Origin of the sequence: Mesorhizobium sp. M0189 (assembly GCF_040322135.1) — a bacterium.
GTDB lineage: Bacteria > Pseudomonadota > Alphaproteobacteria > Rhizobiales > Rhizobiaceae > Mesorhizobium.
In genome coordinates this window covers 481,548-505,931 of record NZ_JAMYSW010000004.1, presented here as the reverse complement: position 1 = coordinate 505,931, position 24,384 = coordinate 481,548, and the positions used below count along the sequence as shown (strand labels likewise).

Annotated in this window: 26 protein-coding genes; 17 read left to right on the top strand and 9 right to left on the bottom strand. The window is 63.5% G+C overall.

Translation table 11 applies throughout. From position 1 onward, the window contains the following. Positions 1 to 9: 9 nt before the first annotated feature. Positions 10 to 453, bottom strand: coding sequence for a PPC domain-containing DNA-binding protein (locus NKJ09_RS10905; RefSeq protein ID WP_352495099.1), 444 nt, complete (start codon positions 451 to 453; stop codon positions 10 to 12). A gap of 176 nt (positions 454 to 629) precedes the next feature. Here NKJ09_RS10905 and NKJ09_RS10900 point away from each other — a divergent pair, with 176 nt between their 5' ends. The 3 genes from NKJ09_RS10900 to NKJ09_RS10890 are packed head-to-tail and all read left to right on the top strand — an operon-like array spanning position 630 to position 4,551. Beyond that, entirely contained in the window at positions 630 to 1,244 is a 615-nt protein-coding gene (locus NKJ09_RS10900) for a (2Fe-2S)-binding protein (protein ID WP_352495098.1), read from the top strand. Position 1,245: 1 nt separating this feature from the next. After that, on the top strand, positions 1,246 to 2,268 hold the full coding sequence (locus tag NKJ09_RS10895; protein ID WP_352481425.1) for an FAD binding domain-containing protein: 1,023 nt from the start codon (positions 1,246 to 1,248) through the stop codon (positions 2,266 to 2,268). A 3-nt stretch (positions 2,269 to 2,271) separates the two neighbouring features. After that, complete coding sequence (locus NKJ09_RS10890; RefSeq protein ID WP_352495097.1) at positions 2,272 to 4,551, top strand: xanthine dehydrogenase family protein molybdopterin-binding subunit; 2,280 nt, start codon at positions 2,272 to 2,274, stop codon at positions 4,549 to 4,551. A gap of 47 nt (positions 4,552 to 4,598) precedes the next feature. Here NKJ09_RS10890 and NKJ09_RS10885 read toward each other — a convergent pair whose 3' ends face one another. From NKJ09_RS10885 to NKJ09_RS10875, 3 genes are all read right to left on the bottom strand, one after another. Further along, entirely contained in the window at positions 4,599 to 6,314 is a 1,716-nt protein-coding gene (locus NKJ09_RS10885) for an HAD family hydrolase (protein WP_352495096.1), read from the bottom strand. 4 nt (positions 6,315 to 6,318) lie between these two features. Then, positions 6,319 to 7,290 (bottom strand): SDR family oxidoreductase, encoded by a 972-nt coding sequence (locus NKJ09_RS10880; protein WP_352481428.1) that lies wholly within the window; start codon positions 7,288 to 7,290, stop codon positions 6,319 to 6,321. Positions 7,291 to 7,352: 62 nt separating this feature from the next. Further along, positions 7,353 to 7,589, bottom strand: a complete 237-nt coding sequence (locus NKJ09_RS10875; RefSeq protein ID WP_352495095.1) for an FAD-dependent monooxygenase family protein — start codon at positions 7,587 to 7,589, stop codon at positions 7,353 to 7,355. Positions 7,590 to 7,838: 249 nt separating this feature from the next. Here NKJ09_RS10875 and NKJ09_RS10870 point away from each other — a divergent pair, with 249 nt between their 5' ends. From NKJ09_RS10870 to NKJ09_RS10810, 13 genes are read left to right on the top strand one after another with little or no spacing between them, the layout of a single operon-like run. Then, positions 7,839 to 8,495 (top strand): cytochrome c3 family protein, encoded by a 657-nt coding sequence (locus tag NKJ09_RS10870; protein WP_502898993.1) that lies wholly within the window; start codon positions 7,839 to 7,841, stop codon positions 8,493 to 8,495. Continuing rightward, positions 8,479 to 8,967 carry a TAT-variant-translocated molybdopterin oxidoreductase gene (locus NKJ09_RS10865; RefSeq protein ID WP_352762727.1) on the top strand — a complete coding sequence of 163 codons (489 nt, stop codon included), beginning with the start codon at positions 8,479 to 8,481 and terminating at the stop codon, positions 8,965 to 8,967. The genes NKJ09_RS10870 and NKJ09_RS10865 overlap by 17 nt, the downstream gene beginning before the upstream one ends. Next, positions 8,958 to 11,444 carry a 4Fe-4S dicluster domain-containing protein gene (locus NKJ09_RS10860; RefSeq protein WP_352762724.1) on the top strand — a complete coding sequence of 829 codons (2,487 nt, stop codon included), beginning with the start codon at positions 8,958 to 8,960 and terminating at the stop codon, positions 11,442 to 11,444. The genes NKJ09_RS10865 and NKJ09_RS10860 overlap by 10 nt, the downstream gene beginning before the upstream one ends. Further along, positions 11,437 to 12,804: an NrfD/PsrC family molybdoenzyme membrane anchor subunit gene (nrfD, locus tag NKJ09_RS10855; RefSeq protein WP_352495092.1), complete on the top strand. Its 1,368-nt coding sequence runs from the start codon at positions 11,437 to 11,439 to the stop codon at positions 12,802 to 12,804. Before NKJ09_RS10860 ends, nrfD begins: the two co-directional genes overlap by 8 nt. After that, the gene (locus tag NKJ09_RS10850; RefSeq protein ID WP_352495091.1) at positions 12,801 to 13,328 is read left to right on the top strand and encodes a DUF3341 domain-containing protein; all 528 of its coding nucleotides are present in this window, start codon (positions 12,801 to 12,803) and stop codon (positions 13,326 to 13,328) included. Before nrfD ends, NKJ09_RS10850 begins: the two co-directional genes overlap by 4 nt. Before the next feature lie 2 nt (positions 13,329 to 13,330). Next, positions 13,331 to 13,864, top strand: a complete 534-nt coding sequence (locus NKJ09_RS10845) for a c-type cytochrome (protein WP_352495090.1) — start codon at positions 13,331 to 13,333, stop codon at positions 13,862 to 13,864. Further along, on the top strand, positions 13,861 to 14,997 hold the full coding sequence (locus NKJ09_RS10840) for a hypothetical protein (protein ID WP_352481432.1): 1,137 nt from the start codon (positions 13,861 to 13,863) through the stop codon (positions 14,995 to 14,997). The genes NKJ09_RS10845 and NKJ09_RS10840 overlap by 4 nt, the downstream gene beginning before the upstream one ends. Further along, positions 14,990 to 15,442, top strand: a complete 453-nt coding sequence (locus NKJ09_RS10835; RefSeq protein ID WP_352495089.1) for a hypothetical protein — start codon at positions 14,990 to 14,992, stop codon at positions 15,440 to 15,442. The genes NKJ09_RS10840 and NKJ09_RS10835 overlap by 8 nt, the downstream gene beginning before the upstream one ends. Beyond that, a complete protein-coding gene (locus tag NKJ09_RS10830; RefSeq protein ID WP_352481433.1) occupies positions 15,439 to 16,191 on the top strand; it encodes an SCO family protein in 753 nt (250 codons plus the stop codon). The genes NKJ09_RS10835 and NKJ09_RS10830 overlap by 4 nt, the downstream gene beginning before the upstream one ends. Continuing rightward, positions 16,188 to 17,159 carry a cytochrome c oxidase subunit II gene (gene coxB / locus NKJ09_RS10825; protein ID WP_023720526.1) on the top strand — a complete coding sequence of 324 codons (972 nt, stop codon included), beginning with the start codon at positions 16,188 to 16,190 and terminating at the stop codon, positions 17,157 to 17,159. Before NKJ09_RS10830 ends, coxB begins: the two co-directional genes overlap by 4 nt. Then, a complete protein-coding gene (gene ctaD, locus NKJ09_RS10820) occupies positions 17,156 to 18,793 on the top strand; it encodes a cytochrome c oxidase subunit I (protein WP_023720525.1) in 1,638 nt (545 codons plus the stop codon). Before coxB ends, ctaD begins: the two co-directional genes overlap by 4 nt. Before the next feature lie 8 nt (positions 18,794 to 18,801). Then, on the top strand, positions 18,802 to 19,428 hold the full coding sequence (locus tag NKJ09_RS10815; RefSeq protein WP_352495088.1) for a cytochrome c oxidase subunit 3: 627 nt from the start codon (positions 18,802 to 18,804) through the stop codon (positions 19,426 to 19,428). Beyond that, a complete protein-coding gene (locus NKJ09_RS10810; RefSeq protein WP_023720523.1) occupies positions 19,425 to 19,679 on the top strand; it encodes a cytochrome C oxidase subunit IV family protein in 255 nt (84 codons plus the stop codon). The genes NKJ09_RS10815 and NKJ09_RS10810 overlap by 4 nt, the downstream gene beginning before the upstream one ends. Before the next feature lie 20 nt (positions 19,680 to 19,699). On the opposite strand, the gene NKJ09_RS10805 is transcribed toward NKJ09_RS10810, so the two are convergent. The 3 genes from NKJ09_RS10805 to NKJ09_RS10795 form a co-directional block, all read right to left on the bottom strand. Continuing rightward, positions 19,700 to 20,017, bottom strand: a complete 318-nt coding sequence (locus NKJ09_RS10805; RefSeq protein WP_023720522.1) for a DUF768 domain-containing protein — start codon at positions 20,015 to 20,017, stop codon at positions 19,700 to 19,702. Between the two features lie 472 nt (positions 20,018 to 20,489). Then, positions 20,490 to 21,890, bottom strand: a complete 1,401-nt coding sequence (locus NKJ09_RS10800) for a phospholipase D family protein (protein ID WP_352495087.1) — start codon at positions 21,888 to 21,890, stop codon at positions 20,490 to 20,492. A gap of 64 nt (positions 21,891 to 21,954) precedes the next feature. After that, positions 21,955 to 22,770 carry an endonuclease/exonuclease/phosphatase family protein gene (locus NKJ09_RS10795; RefSeq protein WP_023720520.1) on the bottom strand — a complete coding sequence of 272 codons (816 nt, stop codon included), beginning with the start codon at positions 22,768 to 22,770 and terminating at the stop codon, positions 21,955 to 21,957. 181 nt (positions 22,771 to 22,951) lie between these two features. Between NKJ09_RS10795 and NKJ09_RS10790 the strand changes: the two genes are divergently transcribed. Beyond that, the gene (locus tag NKJ09_RS10790; RefSeq protein ID WP_023720519.1) at positions 22,952 to 23,362 is read left to right on the top strand and encodes a DUF427 domain-containing protein; all 411 of its coding nucleotides are present in this window, start codon (positions 22,952 to 22,954) and stop codon (positions 23,360 to 23,362) included. A gap of 31 nt (positions 23,363 to 23,393) precedes the next feature. On the opposite strand, the gene NKJ09_RS10785 is transcribed toward NKJ09_RS10790, so the two are convergent. Both NKJ09_RS10785 and NKJ09_RS10780 read right to left on the bottom strand, forming a co-directional pair. Further along, positions 23,394 to 23,810, bottom strand: a complete 417-nt coding sequence (locus NKJ09_RS10785) for an HD domain-containing protein (protein ID WP_023720518.1) — start codon at positions 23,808 to 23,810, stop codon at positions 23,394 to 23,396. 132 nt (positions 23,811 to 23,942) lie between these two features. Beyond that, positions 23,943 to 24,314, bottom strand: coding sequence for an avidin/streptavidin family protein (locus tag NKJ09_RS10780; RefSeq protein WP_023720517.1), 372 nt, complete (start codon positions 24,312 to 24,314; stop codon positions 23,943 to 23,945). Positions 24,315 to 24,384: the final 70 nt, after the last annotated feature.

Below are 24,384 nucleotides of genomic sequence, written 5' to 3'. Positions count from 1 at the left end.
CGGCTCGGATCAAGCCTCCAGGTCGATCAACGCGACACCGAGTTCGGGACGGTGCCTGCGGCGCAGATGTCCAGGCGTCTCTACCAACGTGACCTCGAGCGTCGGCCGCACGATACCGTCGAGTAGATGGCCGCCCCTTGTGCTGCCGTCGCTCAATCCGAGCACGGCATGGACGTGCAGGCTGGGCTTGCCGTCGTCGCCGATGGCAACATCGCCAATCGCGCTCAGCACCTCGCACTGTTCCCGGATGGGAATTTTCCGGTAGGTCCTTTCCCTAGGGTCGAACCAGCCGACAGTTGCCCTTTCGAAAGCGCCGAGCGCGGTCAGCGACGCGCTGCCAACGCCGTGGTCGGCCGCAAACGAGGCCAGCTGCGCAAACGCCTCTTCGCCGGGATCAAGCACAACGACGAATGTTCTTTGGCCGGCGCTTTCGGCAACAATCTGTGACTTCATGATCTCGCTCCAGACGCCATTTCGGTTCTGTCCGATCGGGGTTGAACGGCAAGCCGGCTCGAGAGTTCCCCGGCACGGTTCGGATGAACATAGGATCACAGCCACGTGAGGCGGAGGAACCTTGCCTTGCGTGACTGGTTCGGCCGGCTTGAGACCCAGCCAGCCGGGAGCCAGCCATGTCCGAACCCCCCGTTGCCAGCCTGAGCCGACGCAGTTTCATGACCGGATCCGTTTCGGCGGCTGCGGCAGGGCCGCTCATGGCCACGTCGGCAAAAGCCGCCGCCCCGCAACCTGCCGCTTCGGCCGAGCCGCGCGATCTGTCGGCGATTTCACTGCGCATCAACAAGCAGCCCTACAATCTCGCCCTCGACAATCGCACCAGCCTGCTCGACGCGCTGCGCGACCATGTCGGCCTGACGGGCACGAAGAAAGGCTGCGATCACGGCCAGTGCGGGGCCTGCACCGTTCTTGTCGACGGCAAGCGGGTGCTGTCGTGCCTGAGCTTCGCCGTGATGAACAAGGGCCATGAGATCACCACGGTGGAAGGGCTCGCTTCCGCCGACGGCAATCTGCATCCGATGCAGCAGGCCTTCATCGACAATGACGCCTTCCAATGCGGGTACTGCACGCCCGGCCAGATCATGTCCGCCATCGGTTGCATCAACGAAGGCCATGCCGGCTCCGAGGACGATATCCGCGAGTATATGAGCGGTAATCTCTGCCGCTGCGCTGCCTACCCCAACATAGTCGCGGCCATCGTGCAGGCCCGGGACGAAACAAGGAAAGCCTGAGATGCGCCCCTTCGTTTACGAGAGACCGGCCAGCGTGTCCGCGGCGGCCGCCATTGCTTCCCGTTTTGCCGCAGAGGGTGTTCCGCCGACCGAGGCCGCCGCGCAATTCATCGCCGGCGGCACCAATCTGGCCGACTACATGAAGCTTGGCGTGGCCCGGCCGGAACGGCTGGTCGATCTCAATGGTCTCGGTGACAGGGCCCTGCGGCAGATCGAGGTCGGCGACGACAGCATCCGCTTCGGCGCGCTGGTCCGCATGGGCGAGGCTGCTGACACAGGCGAGATCAAGCGCCTTTGCCCGATGCTTGCCGAAAGCCTGAAGTTCGCCGCCAGCGGCCAGATCCGCAACATGGCGAGCCTGGCCGGCAATGTGTTGCAGCGGACGCGGTGCGAGTATTTTCGCGAGACCTCCTGGCCATGCAACAAGCGCGAGCCGGGCTCCGGCTGCGCGGCCATGGAAGGCTTCAACCGGCAACATGCGGTCCTTGGCACCAGCAACGCCTGCATCGCCACCTACCACGGCGATTTCGCCCAAGCGCTGATCGCGCTCGGCGCGACGGTCGAGGTGGAGGCAAGGCGCGGTATGCGCAAGATAGCGTTTTCGAGGCTACATCGCCTGCCGGGAGATACGCCCAACGTTGAGACCGAACTGGCCTCCGACGAGGTGATCACGGCCATCGAGGTGCCGCTTGGCGCCTGGAGCCGCCGCTCACGCTACCTGAAGATCCGCGACCGCGAGTCCTATGCGTTCGCGCTGGCCTCGGCGGCCGTGGCTCTGGATATGGACGGCGACACCGTCAGCCAGGCGCGCATTGCGCTCGGCGGCGTGGCAACCGTGCCATGGCGGGCCAAGGCGGCCGAGGAAGCACTGAGCGGCAAGGCACTCGACGATGAGGCGGCCGAAGCTGCCGCCGAAGCCGCGTTCGCCGAGGCGAAACCGCGCGAACACAATGCGTTCAAGATACCGCTCGGCAAGCGCACGCTTGTGCGGGCACTGCTCGAAACGCGCGACATGAAGGTCTGACCCATGAACCAAGCTGCTCCCGCGCCGAAAGAGAACATGGGAAATCCCGTTCCGCGCATCGATGCCCGCCTGAAGGTCACCGGACAGGCCGGCTATTCGGCCGATCTTCCAACCGCCAATATGGCCTATGGCGCACTTGCTACCAGCAGCATCGCCAAGGGCAGCATCACCGCCGTCCGGCTCGAAAAGGCGCGTAAGGTGCCCGGCGTTCTCGATATCGTCAGCGTCGGCGACATGGACGGCATCGACAAGCCGAAATTCGGCAACACCGGTGCAAGTTCGATCGCGCCGCTCCATGACAAGGCCATTTTCCACGACGGCCAGATCATCGCGCTGGTGGTGGCCGAAACATTCGAGGCGGCCGAGGAAGCCGCCGCCCTGATCCGCGCCGACTACGCCGAAGAGACGCCCAGCGCCGGCTTCGATTCCAGGGGAACGGAGATGGAGCCGGCCGCCGGCAAGAGTCCGTTGTTCAAGGAGGACGTCAAAGCCGGCGACTTCGATGCTGCCTATGCCGCAGCCGCAGTGAAGATCGACGAGAAATATTCGACGCCGACCCAGCACCACAACCCGATCGAGCTGTTCTCGACGACGGCGGTCTGGCAGGGCGATCAGCTCACGGTCTATGAACCGAGCCAGAACGTCACCGGCTGGAAGGCCGAGCTCGCCCGGCAGTTGAAGATCGATCCGGCCAATGTGCGGATCGTCAGTCCCTATGTCGGCGGCGCCTTCGGCTCCAAGGGGCCGATGACGGCCCGCACGGCGATCGTTGCCGTTGCGGCCCGCCGCGTCGGCCGGCCGGTGCGCTGCGTCGTCAGCCGCATTCAGGCGTACGGCACGCAGACCTACAGGGCGGAGACCCGGCACCGCATCCGCATCGGCGCAAACCAGGACGGCCGCATCACCGCCTTTGCACACGAAGGCTGGGAAGTCACGTCGCGGCCCGATCCCTATGTCGTCGGTGGCACTTCGGCCACCGGACGCATGTACGATTACGGCTCGGTGCTGACCCACGTCTCGCTAGTGCATGCCGACCGCAATACGCCTGGCTACATGCGTTCGCCGCCGGAGACGCCCTATGTCTATGCGCTGGAAAATGCCATGGACGAGATGGCGGTGGCGCTCGGCATGGACCCGGTCGAGTTCCGCCGCGTCAACGAGCCGCAGAAGGAGCCGATCGGCGGCAAGCCCTTCTCCAGCCGCTCGCTCGTGAAATGCTACGACCAGGCCGCCGAGGCCTTCGGCTGGTCCAAGCGCGAGGCCGCGGTTGGCTCGATGCGTGACGGCGACTGGCTGGTCGGCATGGGCTGCGCCACCGCAATCTATCCGACGGCGGCTGCGCCATGCGCCGCCCGCGTCCGCCTGACCACTGACGGCGAGGTTCGCGTCCAATGCGGCTCGCATGAGATCGGCACCGGCGTGCGCACGGTGGCAGCGCAGATGGCAGCCGAACGGCTCGGGATAGAAATGGACAAGGTCAGCGTCGAAATGGGCGACAGCGCCTTGCCGCCGGCACCGGTGTCCGGCGGGTCGATTTCGACGGCAAGCGTGTGCTCGGCGGTGCTGAAGGCCTGCGATGCCGTCCGCGCAAAGCTCTTCGCCGCGGCCGTCGCCGAAGCCGGGCCGCTGGCCGGGTCCGGCAACGCCAAGCTTGAAATGAGCCAAGAGAAAATCGTCGCGGACAACGGCAAATCGGCCAAGCTGTCGGATGTTTTCAAGACGATGCAGATCGGTGCGATCGAGGAATATGCCGAATTCGCGCCAAAGGGATCGTCACCGGAGGCGCTGAAGAAGCTCTATGCCGGGCAATCGGAGTTCCACGGCGGCGACCAGGACAAGGATTCGGTGAAATACGCCTTTGGCGCGGAATTCGTCGAGGTGCGCATCAACAGCCATACGCGCGAGATCCGCGTCCCGCGCATCGTCGGCGCCTTTGCCGCCGGGCGCATCATGAACACCCGCACCGCTCGCAGCCAGCTGATGGGCGGCATGATCTGGGGCATCGGCCAAGCCTTGCACGAGGCGACGGAAATCGACAAGCGTCATGCGCGCTACGTCAATCGCGACCTGCAGGACTATCTCGTGCCGGTCAACGCCGACGTGAAGCAGCTGGAAGTGATACTGGTTCCGGAGATTGACCACGAGGTGAACCCGGCCGGCGTCAAGGGTTTGGGCGAACTCGGCAATGTCGGGACCGCCGCGGCGGTCGCGAGCGCGGTCTACCACGCCACCGGCAAGCGCATTCGCGACCTGCCGATCAGGATCGATCACCTGATCGTCTGACCTCTCCAACTCAGCCCGGCTTCGGACCGGCTAGGCGCAGTTTGCATCTATTCCTTCGGCGCGGTGGCGGGCGCGGTATAGCGGCGGCGCACTGCGTCCAGGACGTGGTTGCGGCTCTCCTGCGCCGAAAGTGTGTCGTCTTTCTCCGCTTCGGCGGTTTCGCGCGCCAGCTCCTTATCCCTGATCTGGTGGCGAAACCATTTGGAATAGTCGCCGGCGCGCAAATGATGTTCCCAGGTCTTATCGTCAATGCCCTCGGCGATCTGGGCGAAAATCATCAGATTATGGGCGCGCAGGTTCATCGCATGGTCGGGGCCGCGGAAATAGAAGCTGCCCTTCTCGTCGAGCTGGCCCTCGGCATATTTGCGGCTATGGCGCTTGAGCGACTGCCGCGGCTCGATCGGCTCGACCATGGCAGGTTTCTTGTGCGCCTGCGGCCGCCAGAACAGCACGTGCTCGTCTTTTGGAGAGCTCAGATCCTTGTCCTTTGGCGGTTCGGTGCCGGTCTCGCGACAGAACGTCTTGACGACCTTTTTCGCCTTGGGGCCGAGTGCGATGACGGCGGTGACCAGCCGCAATGCTTCGGTTGAGATCGCATCCGGATGAACGGTGATCAGGATCGTGCCCGGCAATTCCATCGCCAGAACCATTGGCGTGTCGTCGCGCCGCTTCGGCAAGAGGTGATGCGCCTCATCGATGATCAGCCAGTGTGGTCGCGCGGTGCGGAAGCGAACACCGCCAAGGCCCGGCAGCAGGTCGGCAAAGAAGTCCGGCCGCTCGTTGACGCGCAGCGCCAGGCCGTTGACGACCAGATTGTTGTCCGGCTTCTCCAGGAGATCGAGCAACTGCGTCTTCGTCGGCGGGTTCGAGCCGTCGCCCAGCCGGACGGCGCCCTCGAGGCCATCGTAGTCGCCTTCCGGATCGAAGATGCAGAACTGGAACTTTCTCTCGACAAAACGCTCCGTCAATGCGGTCGCCAAGGTCGATTTGCCGATGCCCGAGCTGCCGGCGATCAGCACCGTATCGGTTGGCGACAGATACACCTCCTTGCCATCGTCCGAGCCAAGCAGAATGCCATCGCGGCTTGGCACAAGCTCGCGATCGCGCTCGACCACCTTGGCGATCAGTTCCTCGACGCCTTTTCCGCGCGCGCCTCGTGTCACGAGATCCGCCGTATCCTTGACTGCCGGCAGTGCGTTGTCGACGGCGACGCTGAAGCCGCAGGCGCGCAGGAAGGCGTGGTCGTTTTCGGCGTCGCCGACACCGACGACGTTGTGCGGCGACAATCTGAGGTCCTGAAGCGCGGCTGTCAGCCCGGTCGCCTTGTTGATGCCGCTGGGCAGGATCATCACCGCGCCCTTGTTGAAGATGATTTCCAGCTCCAGCCCCAATTTCTTGATGACCTCGAGCGCGGTAACCTGATGCGGTTCCCAGGTGGCGACGATCGAGCGTCCGACCGAAAGCGGTTTGACACCGTGTTTCCTGAGTTTGGCGATGAACTCGGGGGCGGGCGGCGGAGATATCGTCCGCTCCTCCTCGCTGGCCGGTGTGTAGATCAGCGCCCCGTTTTCCGCGACCACCTTGTCGAAGATCGCGACTTCGGGAAAGACGCGTTTCAGGTCGGGCAGCTCGCGCCCGGTGACGAGAATGAGCTTGCGGCCGCTCTTCTTGAAGCGTTGAAGCGCCGCAAGGGTCTTTTCCGCGACAATCCCTTCATGCGCCAGCGTGCCGTCGTAGTCCGTGGCCAAGGCTATGAAATACATGTCGTCAGTAGCCGCCGACGATTGGCAATATCTCGCCGGTGATGTAGCTCGAGCAGTGCGGCGAGGCGAGGAACACATACGCTGGCGCGATCTCTTCCGGTTGTGCCGGTCGTTTCATCGGTGTGTCGGCGCCAAATTTCGAAACATCGCCGGCTTCCTTGTCCGAGGGGTTGAGCGGCGTCCAAACCGGGCCTGGTGCCACGGCGTTGACCCTTATGCCCTTGTCGACAAGGTTGCCCGAGAGCGCGCGGGTGAAGGCATGAATGCCGCCCTTGGTCATGGAGTAATCGACCAGTTGCTTCGATCCCTCGATGCCGGTCACTGAACCGGTGTTGATGATCGCCGAACCGGGTTTCATGTGCGGAACGGCCTCCTGCGCCATGTGGAAATAGCCGTAGAGGTTGGTCTTCAGCGTGGTGTCGAAATGCTCCTCGGTCAGCTCGCTGAAATCGCTGGAATGGACCTGGAAAGCGGCGTTGTTGACCAGCACGTCGATCCGCCCAAACTGCTGCACGATCTCAGCCACCGCGTTGTGGCAGTGGCCGCGTTCGCTGACATCGGCCTTGATCAGGATGCATCGCCGGCCTTCGGTTTCGACGGCCCTTTTGGTCTCTTCGGCGTCCTTGTCCTCCGACAGATAGACGATCGCCACATCGGCGCCTTCACGTGCATAGAGCACGGCCACCGCGCGGCCGATGCCTGAATCGCCGCCGGTAATGACGGCCACTTTGCCGTCGAGCTTTTTCGATCCGATATAAAATGGCGCATCGTAAAGCGGCGCCGGCTCGATCGCCCATTCATGCCCCGGCTTCGGCTGGTGCTGTTCGGGGAAGGGCGGCTCGGGATATTTGCGGGCACCGGCCTGCATGGCGCCTTTTGGCTTGCCCTTGGACTTGGACTTGTCCTTCTCGTCGATACGGCGCTGGATGTGCCGTTGCTTGGCGGCCTCGCCGGCGATTTCCGATTTCATCTGCATGGTCATCTCCCTGGCTTGAAACCCAACAACGCACGTCCGGCGAAAAGGTTTATGCGACCACTTCATTCCTTCAGCCCGGCGAACCGCTCCAGCAGCGGCCGTTGCAGCCGCGGTAGATGGCCGACGACGCTGAAGGCCGCGTTCCTGAAGCTTTGCATGATGCCATTGTCCGACCGGGCCATTGACAGGATGCGCTCGCTGAGGGTGATCCACCGTCGCCCTATCGGGTGGCGTTCGCTTGTGTAGCCGGCCAGCGTGCCTTCGACGGAACGCCTGGCGAATGATGCGGCGAGATTCATGCCGCGCGCGCCCAGCGGCGAATGGGATGGAGGTCGGGGATGGTCATGATGGTTGTCCGGGTGAAACGAAACGTGACCTCATCCGAACGCATGGAGTGTTCGATGGTTTCCGGTCAGCCCGACCCGATGGGCCAGGGCGGGGTAACCATTCTGTGATCTCCGCTGCCCCGGCCGGAACTTACCCACGCAGCCGCAGTTAGGGGCTTTGGGGGGGTGGATACGGTTGCTGGATGTGAAATCGGCGAGGGGATGCCGCAGGTCTTTTCAAGGAGCGCCAACGGCATTTCACGCTTCGCTCTGTGGGGCGCGTGTTTCATGGCCATCTTTGCGGCTCTCGGCGGTACCGCCATCCTGCGTTCGGACTTCGTCACCGGCGTTGGCCGGCCGTTGGCGCAACCAGTGCCGTTCAGCCACAGGCACCATGTCGGCGAGCTCGGCCTCGATTGCCGTTATTGCCATAGCGGCGTCGAGACTTCGTCATCGGCTGGTCTGCCGGCGACGGAGGTGTGCATGACCTGCCATTCGCAGCTCTTCACCAACGCGGACATGCTGGCGCCGGTACGGGCGAGCCTTGCCTCCGGGCAGCCATTGCAGTGGCAGCGGGTGAACAGTGTGCCCGACTTCGTCTATTTCAATCATTCGATCCATATCGCCAAAGGCGTCGCCTGCGAGACGTGCCATGGCGAGGTCGACGACATGCCGCTGATACGGCGGGCGCACGCGCTGTCGATGGAATGGTGCCTGGGATGCCATCGCGATCCCGAGCCCAATTTGCGTCCGCCGCAGGACGTGTTCCTGATGCATTGGAAGCCGCCGGCCGGCATCGTCGAAATCCGCCGGTCGCTCATCAGCCTTCTCGATATCCACCCCGAGACCATGACCGACTGCTATGTCTGCCACCGCTGACAAGCCGATTGCGGCTCCAGACGTGGCCGGCCTGCGCGAACGGCTTTCGCCTGGTCCGGAGCTGTGGCGGAGCCTCGACGAGCTCGCCGATACACCGGAATTCCGCCGCTTCGTCGATGCCGAATTTCCTTCGATCGCCGAACGCATCCCGGCGCGGCTCGACCGGCGCACGCTGCTGAAGCTGATGGGTGCATCGCTGTCGCTGTCAGGGCTTGCCGCCTGCAGCCGGGCCGAGGACATCCTGCCTTATATCCGCCAGCCGGAAAACATCGTTCCCGGCCGGCCGCTTTATTACGCGACCACGCTTTCGAGTGACGGCTACGGCATCGGTGCGGTGGTCGAAAGCCATGAGGGCCGGCCGACCAAGGTGGAAGGCAATCCCGACCATCCGGCCTCGCGCGGCGCGACGGACGCTGTCATGCAGGCGGCGGTGCTGTCGCTGTTCGACCCGATCGCTCGCGCATGCCGCTGAAGCATGGCGAACCCGCAGCCTATGACGACTTCCTTGCCGACATGGCCGAGCTCACCTCGCGGCTCGCTGGAGCTGGCACGGCGCTGCTGATCGAAGCAACGACCTCGCCCACCATGAAGGCCCAGCTCGAGGCGCTGCGCGCGCGCTATCCCAGGCTGAGGCTGTTCCGGCACGATCCCCTGGCGACGCCGTCCGGCACCGAAGCCACACAGACCCTCTTCGGCAGGGCGCTTGCACCGGTCTGCCGGTTTGATCGCGCCGACGTGATTTTCAGTCTCGACGCGGATTTCCTGGGCGAGGGCCCCGGTCGTCTCGCCTACGCCCGTGATTTCGCTGCAAGACGCCGCGTGCGCCGGGCGGACGATACGATGAGCCGGCTCTATGCGGTGGAGTCGACGCCGACTATCACCGGCGCTGCCGCCGATCATCGCCGGCCGGTGCGGCCGAGCGAGGTCGAAACCGTCGCAGCGGCGCTGAGCGCCGTGCTTGGCGGCGAAGCGGCGCCAAGCGCCTTGGCATTGGACCCGACCTGGCTGGCTGCCGCCGCGAACGACTTGAAGGCGGCCGGCCGCTCGGCGCTGATCGTGCCGGGCGCCCATCAAACGCCGTTCGTCCATGCCGCGGCTCTTGCCATGAATGCGCGGCTTGGTGCGCTTGGCAACACAGTGGAACTGATCGAGCCGCCCGTCGCGATGCCCATCGAGGGCGACCTCGCGCGTCTTTGCCAGGCGATCGCCGCGCGGGACATCGACACCGTTGTCATACTTGGCGCCAATCCTCTCCACACTGCGCCTGCGGGACTTGATGTCCACGACGTGTTTTCGCAGCTGAAGCTTCTTGTCCACTGGGGCCTCTATCGCGACGAAACCGCCTTCGTCGCACACTGGCATATTCCTGCTGCGCATGACCTCGAAAGCTGGAGTGACCTGCGCGCCTATGACGGAACCGCGTCGATGGTGCAGCCGCTGATCAGGCCGCTTTACCAGGGGCGGACGGTGCATGAACTCCTCGCCGTGCTTGGCGGCGAGTTCGCTGTTTCTGCCCTGCCGCTCGTCCGCCGGACATGGGCGCAAACATTGGACAATGCCGCGTGGCGAGAGGTGCTTCGCGACGGCTTTGTATCCGGCAGTGCCAGCACTCCAGTCTATGTTGCGATGCCTGCGGATTTGCGCGGCCTGAAGCCGCGCATCGAAGCGGCAAAAGGCGTCGAAATCCGTTTCGTTGCCGATCCCTGGCTGCGCGATGGACGCAATGCCAATTCGGCCTGGCTGCAGGAGCTGCCGCGGCCGCTGAGCAAGGTCGTCTGGGGCAATGCAGTGCTGATGTCGCCGGCGACAGCCGGGCGGCTTCAGGTGGAAAACGGCCGGGTCGTCAATATCGCCTCGAACGGCATGGACATCGATGCGCCGGTCTGGATCATGCCTGGCCATCCCGACGACACCGTGACGCTTGCTCTGGGTTTCGGCCGGAAGCTCGGTTCGGTGGCAGCACTCGCTGACGGCCACGACGCGTACAGGCTGCGAAGCCCTGAGGCTCCCTGGATCGTCTATGGCGCCATGATCACGCCGCGCCACAGCAGCGCACGGGTCATCACCACACAACACCACCAGGCGATGGAGGGCAGGGCGATCGTTCGCCATGCCTCGCTCGATGCCTTTCGCAAAAATCCGTACTTCGTGCGCGACGGCGTGCCGCCGACGCCAAGCGAGTCGCTCTATCCTGACTGGCAATACAGCCAGGAAGCCTGGGCCATGTCGATCGATCAGTCGGCATGCATCGGCTGCATGGCCTGTGTTTCTGCCTGCCAGGCGGAAAACAACATCGCCACCGTCGGGCCGGACGAGTCGGCACTCGGCCATGAGATGCATTGGCTGCGGATCGACCGCTACTATTTCGGCCCGCTCGACGATCCCGAGGTCTTTTTCCAGCCGGTGCCTTGCATGCATTGCGAGAAGGCGCCGTGCGAGGTCGTCTGTCCGGTCAACGCCACCACCCACACCCATGACGGGCTCAACGCGCAGGTCTATAACCGTTGCATCGGCACGCGCTACTGCTCGCAGAACTGCCCCTACAAGGTGCGGCGCTTCAACTTCCTGGACTTCCAGGAATTCGACAAGGATGCCGCGGGACCTGAACAGGCCGTGCACAATCCAGACGTCAGCGTCCGTTCGCGCGGCGTGATGGAGAAATGCACCTACTGCGTCCAGCGCATTTCCGAAAAGCGCATCAAGGCTCAGATCGAAAACCGCGCCATCGCCGACGGCGAGGTGGTGACCGCCTGCCAGCAGGCCTGCCCGACGCAGGCGATCGTCTTCGGCGATCTCAACAGCAAGGGCGCCAGGGTGGCGCAGGAAAAAGCGGCACCGCATCACTACGCCTTGCTCGAGGAGCTGAATACGCGACCGCGCACCACCTATCTCGGCAAGATCAAAAATATCAATGGCCGTCTCTCGTCAGGCGGGAAAGCCGATGGCTGAGGCTTTTGCTGCAAAACCGGGCGCATTGCCCGTTCTGCGTGGCAGGCACGACCTTCCGGAGATCAGCGGCCGTATCAGTGCGATCGTCCTCGACGGCAGGCTGCCGCGCTATTTCTGGGCAGCTTTTTTTTCCTGCTTCGTCTTCGTCCTCATCTTCCTCTATTCGATCACCTATCTGATCTCGGTCGGCGTTGGCGCCTACGGCATCAACGTCCCCGTCGTCTGGGGCACGATGATCGGCAATTTCGTCTGGTGGATCGGCATCGGCCATGCCGGCACGCTGATCTCGGCCGTGCTCCTGCTTCTGCGCCAGCCATGGCGCGCCTCGATCAATCGCTTTGCCGAGGCGATGACGCTGTTTGCCGTTGCAATGGCCGGGCTTTTCCCGATCCTGCATCTCGGCCGCCCGTGGTTCTTCTACTGGTTGCTGCCGCTGCCCAACACCCATATGCACTGGCCGCAATGGCGCAGTCCGCTGGTCTGGGATTTCGCGGCGATCGCCACTTATGCCAGCGTTTCGCTGATGTTCTGGTATATGGGCCTGCTGCCCGATCTCGCCGTCCTGCGCGACCGAGCGAAATCGCGCCCGGCGCAGCTGTTCTACGGCATACTGGCAATCGGCTGGCGCGGTTCGGCCTTTCATTGGGCGCGCTATCAGACGGTCTATTTCCTGATGGCGGCACTGGCCACGCCGCTGGTCGTCTCGGTGCATTCGATCGTCTCGCTCGACTTCACCTTCGCCATCACGCCGGGCTTCCACTCGACGATCTTTCCTCCCTATTTCGTTGCCGGAGCGCTGCTGTCCGGCTTCGCCATGGTGCTCACCATCGCCATCCCGCTGCGCTGGGCGTTTTCGGTCCAGGATCTGATCACGCCGCGGCACATGGACAATGCCGCCAAGCTGATGATCGCCGCCGGCATGATCGTCATCTATGGCTACGCGTCCGAGGCCTTCTTCGCCTGGTATTCGGGCGAGATCTACGAGCGCACGATGATGTGGCAGCGCGCCTTCGGACCTTATGCGCCGCTGTTCTGGGCCATGCTCGCCTGCAACGGCGCAGTTTTGCAATTGCTCTGGTTCCGACGGGTGCGCCTCAACATGCCGGGGCTGTTCGCCATTGCACTCATCATCAACGTCGGCATGTGGATCGAGCGCTATGTCATCGTCGTCACCGGGCCAAGCCGCGATTACCTGCCGTCGTCCTGGGGCGAGCAGTCATTGAGGTGGCTCGACTTCGGCATCCTGTTCGGCTCGATCGGCACCTTCTTAGCACTGGTCTTCCTGTTCATCCGCATCCTCCCGGCCATCACCATCTTCGAGGTCGAGGAGCTGGCCGAGGAAAGGGGCAGCGCAGGATGAGACTTTACGGCGTCATCGCGGCTTTCGCCGATCCCGAAGCGCTGACCGAGGCGGTCCGCACCATGCGGGCGCGTGGCTACCGGCGCATGGACGCGTTCTCGCCATTCCATGTGCGTGGGTTGGCCGAGATGCTCGGCATGCGCAAGACGCGCTTGCCGTGGGCCATCCTTGGCGGCGCCGTCGCTGGCGCGGTGTTTGTCTACGGGCTGATCCTCTATTCGGTCGAGATCGACTATCCGCTCAATGTCGGCGGCCGGCCGCTGCATTCCTGGCCGGCCTTTCTCGTCATTGCCTTCGAGGCGGCGATACTTGGCGCCGCGCTGGCCGCATTCTTCGGCGGGCTGGCCGCCAATCGCCTGCCCGAATATTACCACCCGGTCTTCAATGCCACGAGCTTCACCTACGCGCGCGGCGGCAAGTTCTACCTGCTCGTCGAAGCCGCCGATCCGAAGTTCCGCAAGGGCGTGACCAAGGGCCAGCTGACCCGGCTTGGCGCCGAAACCGTCGAGGAGGTGGAGGCGTGAACATGCGCACGAGTCTGCTGGCGGCAGCCTTGCTGCTCGCCGGCTGCCGGCAGGACATGGAGGACCAGCCGCGCTACGATCCGCTCGAAAAGAGCAACCAGTTCGCCAACGGCATGTCGGCGCGGGCGCCGGCCGAGGACACGGTCGCACGCGATGCCGATCTTTCGCCGGTGCCGGACACGTTTCCCTATCCGGTCACCATGACGCTGCTGCGGCGAGGCCGGCAGCGCTTCGACATCTTCTGTTCGCCTTGCCACGGCCGCACCGGCGACGGCCACGGCATGGTCGTCGAGCGTGGCTTTCCAGCGCCGCCCACCTATCATCAGGACGCGCTGCGCAAGGCGAGTGACGGGCATTTCTATGAGGTCATCAGCTACGGCTATGGCGCCATGTTTTCCTACGCGGCGCGCGTCCCGCCTGCCGACCGCTGGGCGATCGTCGCCTATATCCGCGCCCTGCAATATTCGCGCGAGGCGCCAATTGCCGAACTGCCGGAAAGCCTCCGCGCCGAGCTCAATGCGGAGCCAGATCGATGATGCGGCTTGCCACCGAACGTTTGATTTTGCCGGCGCTTGCCGTGGCCGCCGCCGGACTTGTGCTTTGCGCCGCGGGATTGGCCTTCGACCTCAGAGCCATGTTGGCCGGCTGGCTGCCTGCGGCGCTGTTCCTGCTCGGCCTGCCGCTCGGTGCGCTGACCATCCTGATGGTGCATGGGCTGACCGGTGGCCGCTGGGGCGAGGCAATCCGCCAGCCGCTACGCGGCTTGGTCACGACGCTGCCGCTGGCGCTGCTTCTGCTGCTGCCGGTTCTGCCCAGGCTCGACCTGGTCTTTCCCTGGGCGAGTGCCGACGCGGCTGCATTGCCCGAGACGGTGCGCCTGAAATTCTCTTATCTGAACGTTCCGTTCTTTTTGTTGCGCTTTGCCGCCTGCGCTGCGATCTGGCTGGTGCTGGCGTGGCGCGTGCTCGACTGGACAACGACCGATAGCGGCCGCGGCAGCGCCGGCCGCGGCAAGGCCTATGCCGCTGGATTGATTGCGCATGGGCTGACGGTGACGATCTTTGCCATCGACTGGATGCTCTCGCTCGAGCCGGAGTTCTCCTCGACGATCTATGCGCTGCTGGAAGCATCCGCCGAAGTCGTCGGCGCTTACGCTCTGGCAATGACGGTGCTGTGTGCGAACCGCTCGATCGAGGTCATGCCGGGCGGCGAGGAGGATGTCGCGCTGAGCGAGGATTTGGCCAACATGCTGTTCGGCTTCGTGCTGCTATGGGCCTACCTGTCGTTCATGCAATGGCTGGTGACCTGGGGCGGCGACCTGCCGAACGAGATCCGCTGGTACCTCATTCGCAGCAGCAATGGCTGGCAATATCTGCTCTGGCTGCTGATTGCGCTGCAATTCGCGATCCCCTTTGCCGGGTTGCTCAGCCGGGATCTAAAGCGCAGCCATGCCGGCCTTCTGTCGATCTGCGGCATCGTGCTGGCCGGCCATTATGTCGATGTCCTGTGGCGGATCAGACCGCCGCTTGCCGGTGGCGGTGTGACAGCGTTCTGGTGCGACCTTGCCGCGCTGGCAGGAGCCGGCGGCCTCTGGCTTGCGCTGCTGCTTTTCGTGCTTGGCCGGCCGGACGGTATCGGCTTCTGGCGCCGGGGGCCGGCGCATGGCTAGGGCGGCCCGCCATCCCGAAACGCGCGATATCTGGCCGGGCGCGCTGCTTGCCTTCGCGGCCGGCTTGCTGCTGTTCCTGGCGGCATCAGCCATCGTCCTCGGGCTCGTCTTCGACACCAGACCGTTGTGGCCGCTGCCGGGGCCATCGTCGGCCGGCAACCGAGCCAGTCCCGCCTTGCAGCGCTTTCCGGAAGACGACCTAGCCGCCTTCCGCAAGGCGGAGGAGCAGGCACTGAACAAAGTCGGCTGGGTCGACCGCGCCGCCGGCATTGCTCGCATTCCGATCGAGGACGCCATGTGGGCGATCGTCAGCCACGGTTTGCCGAACTGGGGGCAGCCGCCGGCGGCCGCCGGCGCCGACTGCGGATTGGTCGAGGCCGAGATACCACGCGCGCCACAGGCCGCTCGCTGCCGGACCGCGCCAGGCCAGGGAGGCCGGCCGTGAAGGCTTGGCTAACCGCTTTTTCCCTCCTCGTGGTGCTGCCCGCCTCAGCCGTCGCACGCCCGGCCTTCGATCCCGAGATCGGCGCACAGCTCAGCCTCGACCGGGTGTTTCGTGATGCATCCGGCGTGCAGCGCACGATCGGCCAAACGCTTGCGGGCCGGCCGGCGCTGCTGATTTTCGGCTATGACAAATGCCCGAACCTTTGTGGTGTGACCCAACAGGCGGTCGCTTCGGATTTGAAAAAGACGTCGCTCGATCCCGAAACCTATCGCGCTTTGTTCGTCTCGATCGATGCCGCCGACACGGCCGGTGATGCGAGCGATGCGCAAACCACCGTCGCCGCTGTGGCCGACGCGAGGAACCTGTCGGCATGGCGGTTCCTGACCAGTGCCGACGGCGCCGGTGCCGCCCTTGCGGCGGAGGCTGGCATCAGCTTCGACACACGCGCCAGGATCGACCAGTTCGCCCATCCGATCGCCGTCATCGCGCTGACGCCGAAAGGCCGGATAGCGCAGGTGCTGCCGGCGCTGAGCTTCACGCCGCGCGATCTTAAGCTTGCCCTTGTCGAGGCATCTTCCGGCAAGCTCGGCTCGATCGCCGATCATGCCTTCCTGCTCTGCGCCGGCTTCGATACCTCTAAGGGGCAATATACGCCGGCGATTTGGGCTGCCTTGAAGCTCGCCAGCATCGTGATGGTGGTGGGGTTGGCGACGGCCATACTGCAGCTGGCGCGCAGGAGGCGGGCGTGAGCTTCGGTATCCGGTTTTTCCCGCCGGAAGCCTCGTCGATCGCAAGCAGCATCGATGCGTTGTTCTATACATTGCTGGCCTTCGCGGCCGCGCTCGGCCTGTTCCTGACCGTTCTCGTGGTCGGCTACGCCGTCAAATATCGCGTCGGCTCCGCCGCCGACCGTACCGGGGCGCGTGCCCGCAGCCTGCCGCTGGAGATGACATGGAGCATTGCCAGCCTGGTGATGGCCTTCATCTTCTTCGGCTGGGGCGCAGTCCTGTTTGTGCGGCGCGACCATCCGCCGCCGGACGCTATCGAGATCGCCGGCCTCGGCAAGCAATGGATGTGGGAGTTCCGCCATTCCGGCGGCCAGCGTGAGATCAACGAGCTGCACGTGCCGGTCGGCAAGGCGGTGGTGGTGTCGCTGGCATCGCAGGACGTCATCCACTCCTTCTATGTGCCGGCCTTTCGGGTGAAGCAGGATGCGGTGCCGGGACGCACCACCAACGTCTGGTTCATTGCCACCGAACCGGGCCGCTACCATCTGTTCTGCGCCGAATATTGCGGCACCCAGCATTCCGAAATGGGCGGCTGGGTAACGGTGCTGGCTCCGGAGCAATATGCGTCGTGGCTGGGCAGCCAAGATGAAGGCGAAAGCCTCGCCGCGAGCGGCGGGAAACTGTTCCGCGCGCTCGGCTGCTCCGGCTGTCATGGCAATTCCAGTAAGGTGCGGGCGCCCGGCCTCGATGGGATTTTCGGCCGGCCGGTGGCGCTGGCGAACCGGCAGACGGTCATCGCCGACGAACGCTATCTGCGCGATTCGATCCTTGTCCCGAACAAGGAAATCGCCGCCGGCTACCAGCCGGTGATGCCGAGCTTCGACGGTCTGGTCGATGAAGCCGAGTTGCAGATGCTGATGGCCTATCTCAAGTCGCTTTCGTTCCAATTTCCCTCGTTCCCGGCGGCAAACAGCGAGGCGCCGCAATGAATCGCGATTTGGCGCCGGCAAACTATCTCAGTGAGGGTGCCTGGCCGCGCGCCTGGCTGCTGACAACCGACCACAAACGGGTAGCGTGGCTCTATCTCGTCTCGCTGACGGCCTTCTTCTTCCTCGGCGGTGCGTTTGCCGTGCTGATGCGCATCGAGCTTGCGACGCCGGCCGGCGACCTGGTCTCCGACGATGTCTACAACCGGCTGTTTTCGCTGCACGGCATCATCATGGTATGGTTCTTTCTGGTGCCGTCGATCCCGGCGACGCTCGGCAATTTCCTGTTGCCGCTGATGATCGGCGCGCGCGATCTTGCCTTTCCCCGCCTCAACCTGGCCAGCTGGTATGTCTTCATGTTCGGCAGCCTGTTCGCGCTCGCCTCGGTGCTTTTGGGCGGCGTCGACACCGGCTGGACCTTCTACACGCCGCTGTCGACGCTCTATGCCAACGGCTTTGTCTCGACCGCGGCATTTGGCGTTTTCATCGTCGGCTTTTCGACAATCATGACCGGCATCAATTTCATCGTTACCGTCCACACCTTGCGGGCGCCCGGCCTCACCTGGTTCCGGCTGCCGATCTTCGTCTGGACGCTGTACGCCACCAGCCTGGTGATGGTGCTGGCAACGCCGGTGCTTGCAGCATCGCTGATCCTCATCGTGCTGGAGCGCGTCTTCGGCATCGGCATCTTCAATCCCGACCTCGGCGGCGATCCGCTGTTGTTCCAGCATCTGTTCTGGTTCTACTCGCACCCCGCCGTCTACATCATGATCCTGCCGGGCATGGGGGTGGTCTCGGAAGTGCTGCCGTGCTTCAGCCGCCGGCCACTGTTTGGCTACAAGGCCGTCGCCCTGGCTTCAATGGCGATCGCCGTCTTCGGCTTTCTCGTCTGGGGCCACCACATGTTCGTCAGCGGGCAGTCGGCCTATGCCGGCGTGGTGTTTTCGTTCCTGTCCTTCTGCGTCGCGATCCCATCGGCGATAAAGGTGTTCAACTGGAGCCTGACGCTGCGCAAGGGCGAAATCAGCTTCGAGACGCCGATGCTTTATGCCCTGTTCTTCCTGGCGCTATTCACTTTTGGCGGGCTGGCCGGCCTTTTCCTTGCCGCCCTCGCCGTCGACGTCCACGTTCACGACACCTATTTCGTCGTCGCCCATTTCCACTACATCATGGTCGGCGGCATGGTGACCGCCTACATGGCCGGGCTGCATTTCTGGTGGCCGAAGCTCACCGGCCGCATGTATTCGGAGATTTGGGGCCGTATAGCCGCGGCTGTGACCTTCATCGGCTTCAACCTGACTTTTTTTCCGCAATATGTGCTCGGCTTTTTGGGCATGCCGCGGCGCTACCATACCTATCCGCCGGAATTCGCTTTCTGGCACATCCTGTCGTCGGCAGGCGCCGTGGTGCTGGCGATCGGCTATCTGATGCCGCTGCTCTATTTGGCGTGGTCGCTGTTTCGAGGCGCGCGGGCGCCGGATAATCCATGGCAAGCCACCGGGCTCGAATGGCAAACAAGCTCGCCGCCTCCGGCGCATAATTTCGATCGCATGCCGACCGTCACCAGGCCAGCCTACGATTATCCGATGAAAGGCCTGACCGAGAAACGGTCGGACCCGGTGGAGGATCTGGTTTGAAGTCACCGATGACAAGCATCGCCTTCGACCGGCCGGCTCGCGAAACGGCAGCCGCCAGCTTTGCCATGTGGGTGTTCATCGGCTCCGAGGCGATGCTGTTCGGCGCCATCCTGCTCGTCTTCATGTTTGCCCGGTTGAGTTATGGCGACGCCTTCGCCGGCGCGGCGAAGCATCTGTCGCTGCCACTGGGCACGGCCAATACCGTCGTCCTGATCACCAGCAGTTTCGCCATGGCGCTCGCCCATATGTACACGGCCGCGCGGCGATGGCGCGCCGCCGGCCGGGCATTGGCTGCGACGGCGCTGCTCGGCGTCGTCTTCCTGGCGATCAAGGCGACGGAGTACGCCAGGGAATTCGGCGAAGGGCTGGCGCCGGTGCTCGGCGCGCCTTTCATCTATAAGGGCCCGGATCCTGTCCATGCCGAATTCTTCTTCGGCCTCTATTTCGCGATGACCTCACTGCATGCCTTGCATCTGATTTGCGGCGTAATCGTCATCGGCGGCATCCTCGCTCTGTGGCCGCGCACGATCGAGGCCAGCCGGTTCCGCCGCGTGCAGGCAATCGGCCTCTATTGGCATTTCGTCGATATCGTCTGGGTCTTCCTGTTCCCCGTCCTCTATCTGATCAACAGATGAGCGAGTTCCGCAAACTCACGCTTGCCTATGTCGGGCTTCTGGCCTTGCTGGCCCTGACTGTCGGCTCGTCCTTCCTGGCGCTTGGCGCCTTCAATTCGGCACTCAACCTGACGATCGCCGCGGCCAAGGCTGCCGTCATCGCCATCCTGTTCATGCATCTGGCCAGCGCCGGCGTCCTGCCGTGTCTTGCGGTCGCTGCTGCCGGGCTTTGGCTGATGATCCTGTTCGGGCTGACGCTGATCGGACAATAGGCCGAAGCGGCGCACCTCGTTCATACCCTTACAGCGGCTCCGGAACGGCTTTGCACGGACGGCTTTTGCTCGGCCGCCGGCATGGAAGCCCTTTGGCCATCGCCATTCAGATGCCGGGCCTCGTCCTCGGCTGCGTCTTCAAGCTTGGCGACGAGCAGATCCTTGAGGTCGCCAACCTCTTCCTCGATGTCTTCGATGGGTACGCCGGCGTCGGCCGCCTCTTCCTCGCATTCCCTGGCGAGGATTTCCGCCTCTCTTTCAAGCCTGATCGGAGGCGGCGGCACATGAACGTTTTCGTGAATCCAGTCCTGCAAGAATTCTATCGCACTATCACTCATGGGGCTCACCTGTAGCGGCAAACTGTAGTGCCATTAACGTACGTGCTGCAAAATGGATGCTTGGCAACGCCGGATTTCGAATAGCGATACTTGACAATAGCGTGATCGCCAAGGAGCTAGAGCTTTGCAGCCAGGGAAATCATTTGGCGTCGCAGAAATGCGGCTAACCAGACAGTTGGAGCGGGATGTAATTTGAAGGCATCCCGCCCTAAGACGCGTTGCGCCGTCGCGCCGGTGTTGCGCGATTCGGGTCGCCGGACGGCCGAACATCGTCATCTGCGGCAGATCGTGTCGGCCGCTCAGCGACACGGTCGGCGCGCATTTTGCGTTTATGCGCCATCCAGAATGGCAAGAGCTCGGCAAGAAAACTGTATATCGTGGTCTTCATCGGCATGCTCCGGACAACGGTTACAACTCGTCATCCCGGAGTTCCGTTCCAGCAAAGAGTTCCGTTCCGGCAAATCCGTCGCCTCTACAATTGCGATTCGATAGGCAGGCATCCAACCAGCGCTGCAACGATGCGCCGATAGAGACTGGCCTCGGGTTCATGCGAGTATTGCCGCATCTCGCCATCCGCCATGCCGAGCCACCGCAAGGCGCCTTTGTCCAAGACCAGCTGGTAGCTCGTCTGCGCCGACTTTTCGCGCTCGAACCGCCGGCGCAACTCCATCACCAGATTGGTATCATGGAAAAGCACGCCCATTTCCGCATTCAACGACACCGAACGCGGATCGAAATTGAAGGAACCGACAAACCCCAACGTGTCGTCGACCGTGAAGGCCTTGGTGTGGAGGCTGGCTCCCTTTGAGCCGAAAACGGAGATGTTGGCCTGGCGGTCGAATGGCTGCAATTCGAAAAGCTGGATACCCTTTTTAAGCAGCTTGCGGCGGTATTTGGCATAGGCGCCGTGCACGGCGGCGACGTCCGTCGCGGCGAGCGAGTTGGTCAGGATTGCAACCTCGGCGCCACGGTCCACCAGCTTCGACAGGATGGCCAACCCGGTGCGGCTGGGGATGAAATAGGGCGAGACAATTTCGAGGCGCTGCCTGGTCGCCGCGATAGCGGGAAGCAGCTCCTTTGTCAGCCAGTTCCTGCGCCTCTTGCCGCGCACCTTTTCCGGCGGATCGGAAATGACGCGAACGCCTTTCGTCCAGCAGACGTCGCTGTGCGCTACAATGAACTCCGTGATCGTGCGCCAGGCACGCAGGCTGTTCAAAAGCTGGCCGTCCGCGGTCGCATCGAGATTGTCGAGGAAATCGGCGCGCGAGCCCGCCGTAGCCGGATTGAGCAGTTGGATCGGCTTTGCCGCCTCGCAATTCCAGAACGCCTCGAAGATCTGCATCGTCTGCCCTACGGCAGGACCGAGAAGCAACAGGTCGAGATCACGAAAATTCGTCTCCGCAGCGTCGAAATAGGCATCGCCGATGTTTCTTCCTCCGACGATGGCCAGGCTCTCGTCGGCGATCCAGGCCTTGTTGTGCATGCGGCGGGTCATCGCAAACAGCCGGGCGACCATCTCCAGCGAGCGAAAGATGCTGCCGTTCCTCATGCCGCTGGGGTTGAATAGCCTCAGCTCGATGTTCTTGTAGCTGTTGAGCGCCAGGTAAGCGGCGTCGCTGTTGCGCGGATTGATATCGTCCAGCAGCAGGCGGACGCGGACACCGCGCTCCGCCGCCTTGACGACCTCCTGCATAAGCAGCCGGCCGCTATGGTCGTCGTGCCAGAGATAGTACATCAGGTCGAGGCTGCTGGTAGCACTGCGCGCGGCAAGGATTCGCGCGGCAAACGCGTCATAATTGTCGGCGATCAGCAGCAGTCCGCTATTACCGGCCGCGATCTTGTCCTGGGCAAACCGCGAAATGGCTGTATCCATGAAATGCACCGGCGAACGTCAGCGAAGCAAACGATCTGAAAATCTGACTAACAACCCTTCAGGTTCATTCTGGTTGCAGTCGCGGCTGCCTTATCGCGTCCAGGTTCAGGCGGGCCTTGATGGGCAGATGGTCGGAGGCGCGCTGCGCCAGCGGCGTCTTGTGCACCTCGATGCTGGAAATGAGGTGCGGCGGCCTGGCCAGGATGCGGTCGAGCGCAAACAGCGGAAAGCGCGACGGAAAGCTCGGCAGAACCGCATCGATCGGACCGAAATGCGGCAGCAGGGCCAGCAGCGAAGACCTGTTGCGGACGCGCCACTCGTTGAGATCGCCGAGCAAGATTGTCGGCCGCAGAACCGGGTGCGTGGCTTCGACAAGCGCGTTGGCTTGCTGCGAGCGCGAGCGCCGCAGCAAGCCGAAATGCGCGGCTATGATCCTGAGCGAGACGCCCTTCAGCTCCAGGTCCGCGATAACCGCGCCGCGCGGCTCGAGGCCGGGCAGCCGGATCTGGTTCACGCTTTCGACCACGCCGCGTCGCGCCAGGATCAGATTTCCATGCCAGCCATGGCTGCGGCGGTTTTCCGGGACATGTGTGGGGACGAGATCGCTGTCGCGCTCGAGTGCTGCGAGATCCAGCAATCCCTGCCTGCTTCCGGTCCTTTCGTCGGCCTCCTGCAAAGCAATGATATCGGCATCGAGCTCCTTGACCACGGCCGCGACCCGCTCCGGATCGAACCTGCCGTCGGTGCCGACGCATTTATGCACATTGTAGGATGCGACCGTGGTGCATGAAATTTCACTGCCGGGTGCCGTAAACCGCGGCACTTCCCTTCGCAGCGCAGCGCCAAGCGACCTTGGGAGGGTAGGCGATCGATCCAGCATGTGGTCCATTTGCGGTTGAGTCGGCGAGTGGCGGCCATTGCGATTATGGCGCGTGCGGAGGTCTGAAACAACGACGACCTTGCAAAACCGTTCCACCACCGGCCTCGGCGCGCCCGCGGTCTGGAACTCAGACGGGCAACAACACGTTTCGGGAAGGCAGCGCAGTCAACGGAGAAGTCGAATGCAGTCCTTAGCCGCAGATTCCGCCCCCCGCCCAGGCCCGCTCAGGATTGTCCCGTTCGATGGAACTGTGACCGTTCGGTTCTCCGATGCCATTATCGCGTCGAGCGAGCGGGCAAAGCTGCTCTATGAAGACGGCCATGATCCGGTTTTCTACATCCCCTTCGAGGACATCTATTTCGACCTGTTGGAGAAGACGAACACAACGAGCCACGGCGCGCTGAAGGGCACGGCAAGCTATTGGCGTGTTCATGCGGTCGGTTCGTCGGCAGAAGACTTCATGTGGGCCTACGAGACGCCCGACACCCCGGCATTGGCGATCGCCCGCCATGGTGCGTTCGATCCCGACCGGGCGCGGATCGAGGCCGATCCCGCGGAAGACAAGCGGCACACGCCGCACGTCACCGAGTAGACCCACATCGGCGATAGCCGCCAGCTTTCCGTCAGCTCGGGAACTCTTCCTTGAGGATGCGCAGGCCGTCTTCGTATTTCGCCGTCGAGGCACCGATCTGCCGTGCCTGCCATAGATTGTCGGCGAGATCGGCGCGCTTGACCGGCAATGCCAGCGGGTTAGCCGCGGCCCTGCGAACGAAGGCGGCATCGTCCTCGTTCGGCCGCCGCGTCATGGCATCGACGGCAGATACGATGGACGGTCCAAACCCGGCCGCCTCAAGCCGGTCGCGGTTCCAGCCGTCGCCTTTTTCGATGACGTCGTGAAGATAGGCGATGGCTTTCTGGTCGAGCGTTTCGACGGCATCGACGACCCGGCGGCAATGTTCGATATAAGGCCTTCCAGTCTTGTCCGCCTGTGCGGCATGGGCCTGTTCGGCGATTTTTGCCGCGCGATACAGCACGCTCATCGGATCGACCCCGTAACGAACAGCGCATTCCTGGCGCACCAACGCGCCATAGTCAGCGCGAGTTCCGATGCACAACGGGACGCCCTGCTCCCTCACTTGCGTGCTGAATGCCGCCGCAGCAGGCGCGACACGTCAGGAGACGCGTTCAAAACTGTCGAGGCTGGTTCCAAAGGCGCGCCAGGCGGGGAGTTTCCTGGCTCGGGCCGGCGCCCCTTCCTTTTCCGCCGACAAAGCGGCATCGGCAACAGTGTGCCACAGCATCTCCAGCTTCCCGTTCCTGAGTATGCCGGTATAGCTCACCGCTGCGGCTCCGACCCGCCCTTCGGCCGCGCAGGTGAATCCGATGACGTCTCCATGGCAGGCACCGAACAGCGGCACCGTCATGCCGAAGAAGGCGCTGTCCTCCAGCGCCGTCCTGAAGGTTCCGCTGATCCGTCCGCCTTCTTCGCCGGTTATTTCGACCACCGACCCGTACTGGTTCCGCCAGGTGCCCAGCCAACTCATCGTTGCTCCTCCTGATTGCCTCCACAGGGATTGCGTTGCCACACGGCCGCCAAGCCGCGGCCGGTGTAGC

Excerpts from the sequence above, each read along its gene's own strand:
- NKJ09_RS10865 (WP_352762727.1), top strand. The coding sequence starts at position 8,479 with ATGTCTGCCACCGCTGACAAGCCGATTGCGGCTCCAGACGTGGCCGGC.
- NKJ09_RS10835 (WP_352495089.1), top strand. The coding sequence starts at position 14,990 with ATGGCTAGGGCGGCCCGCCATCCCGAAACGCGCGATATCTGGCCGGGC.
- NKJ09_RS10815 (WP_352495088.1), top strand. The coding sequence starts at position 18,802 with ATGACAAGCATCGCCTTCGACCGGCCGGCTCGCGAAACGGCAGCCGCC.
- NKJ09_RS10895 (WP_352481425.1), top strand. The coding sequence starts at position 1,246 with ATGCGCCCCTTCGTTTACGAGAGACCGGCCAGCGTGTCCGCGGCGGCC.
- NKJ09_RS10870 (WP_502898993.1), top strand. The coding sequence starts at position 7,839 with ATGCCGCAGGTCTTTTCAAGGAGCGCCAACGGCATTTCACGCTTCGCT.
- NKJ09_RS10890 (WP_352495097.1), top strand. The coding sequence starts at position 2,272 with ATGAACCAAGCTGCTCCCGCGCCGAAAGAGAACATGGGAAATCCCGTT.
- NKJ09_RS10900 (WP_352495098.1), top strand. The coding sequence starts at position 630 with ATGTCCGAACCCCCCGTTGCCAGCCTGAGCCGACGCAGTTTCATGACC.
- NKJ09_RS10905 (WP_352495099.1), bottom strand. The coding sequence starts at position 453 with ATGAAGTCACAGATTGTTGCCGAAAGCGCCGGCCAAAGAACATTCGTC.
- NKJ09_RS10875 (WP_352495095.1), bottom strand. The coding sequence starts at position 7,589 with ATGAATCTCGCCGCATCATTCGCCAGGCGTTCCGTCGAAGGCACGCTG.
- NKJ09_RS10790 (WP_023720519.1), top strand. The coding sequence starts at position 22,952 with ATGCAGTCCTTAGCCGCAGATTCCGCCCCCCGCCCAGGCCCGCTCAGG.
- NKJ09_RS10795 (WP_023720520.1), bottom strand. The coding sequence starts at position 22,770 with ATGCTGGATCGATCGCCTACCCTCCCAAGGTCGCTTGGCGCTGCGCTG.
- NKJ09_RS10860 (WP_352762724.1), top strand. The coding sequence starts at position 8,958 with ATGCCGCTGAAGCATGGCGAACCCGCAGCCTATGACGACTTCCTTGCC.
- nrfD (WP_352495092.1), top strand. The coding sequence starts at position 11,437 with ATGGCTGAGGCTTTTGCTGCAAAACCGGGCGCATTGCCCGTTCTGCGT.
- NKJ09_RS10845 (WP_352495090.1), top strand. The coding sequence starts at position 13,331 with ATGCGCACGAGTCTGCTGGCGGCAGCCTTGCTGCTCGCCGGCTGCCGG.
- NKJ09_RS10780 (WP_023720517.1), bottom strand. The coding sequence starts at position 24,314 with ATGAGTTGGCTGGGCACCTGGCGGAACCAGTACGGGTCGGTGGTCGAA.
- NKJ09_RS10805 (WP_023720522.1), bottom strand. The coding sequence starts at position 20,017 with ATGAGTGATAGTGCGATAGAATTCTTGCAGGACTGGATTCACGAAAAC.
- NKJ09_RS10840 (WP_352481432.1), top strand. The coding sequence starts at position 13,861 with ATGATGCGGCTTGCCACCGAACGTTTGATTTTGCCGGCGCTTGCCGTG.
- ctaD (WP_023720525.1), top strand. The coding sequence starts at position 17,156 with ATGAATCGCGATTTGGCGCCGGCAAACTATCTCAGTGAGGGTGCCTGG.
- NKJ09_RS10810 (WP_023720523.1), top strand. The coding sequence starts at position 19,425 with ATGAGCGAGTTCCGCAAACTCACGCTTGCCTATGTCGGGCTTCTGGCC.
- NKJ09_RS10850 (WP_352495091.1), top strand. The coding sequence starts at position 12,801 with ATGAGACTTTACGGCGTCATCGCGGCTTTCGCCGATCCCGAAGCGCTG.
- NKJ09_RS10885 (WP_352495096.1), bottom strand. The coding sequence starts at position 6,314 with ATGTATTTCATAGCCTTGGCCACGGACTACGACGGCACGCTGGCGCAT.
- NKJ09_RS10785 (WP_023720518.1), bottom strand. The coding sequence starts at position 23,810 with ATGAGCGTGCTGTATCGCGCGGCAAAAATCGCCGAACAGGCCCATGCC.
- NKJ09_RS10800 (WP_352495087.1), bottom strand. The coding sequence starts at position 21,890 with ATGGATACAGCCATTTCGCGGTTTGCCCAGGACAAGATCGCGGCCGGT.
- NKJ09_RS10880 (WP_352481428.1), bottom strand. The coding sequence starts at position 7,290 with ATGCAGATGAAATCGGAAATCGCCGGCGAGGCCGCCAAGCAACGGCAC.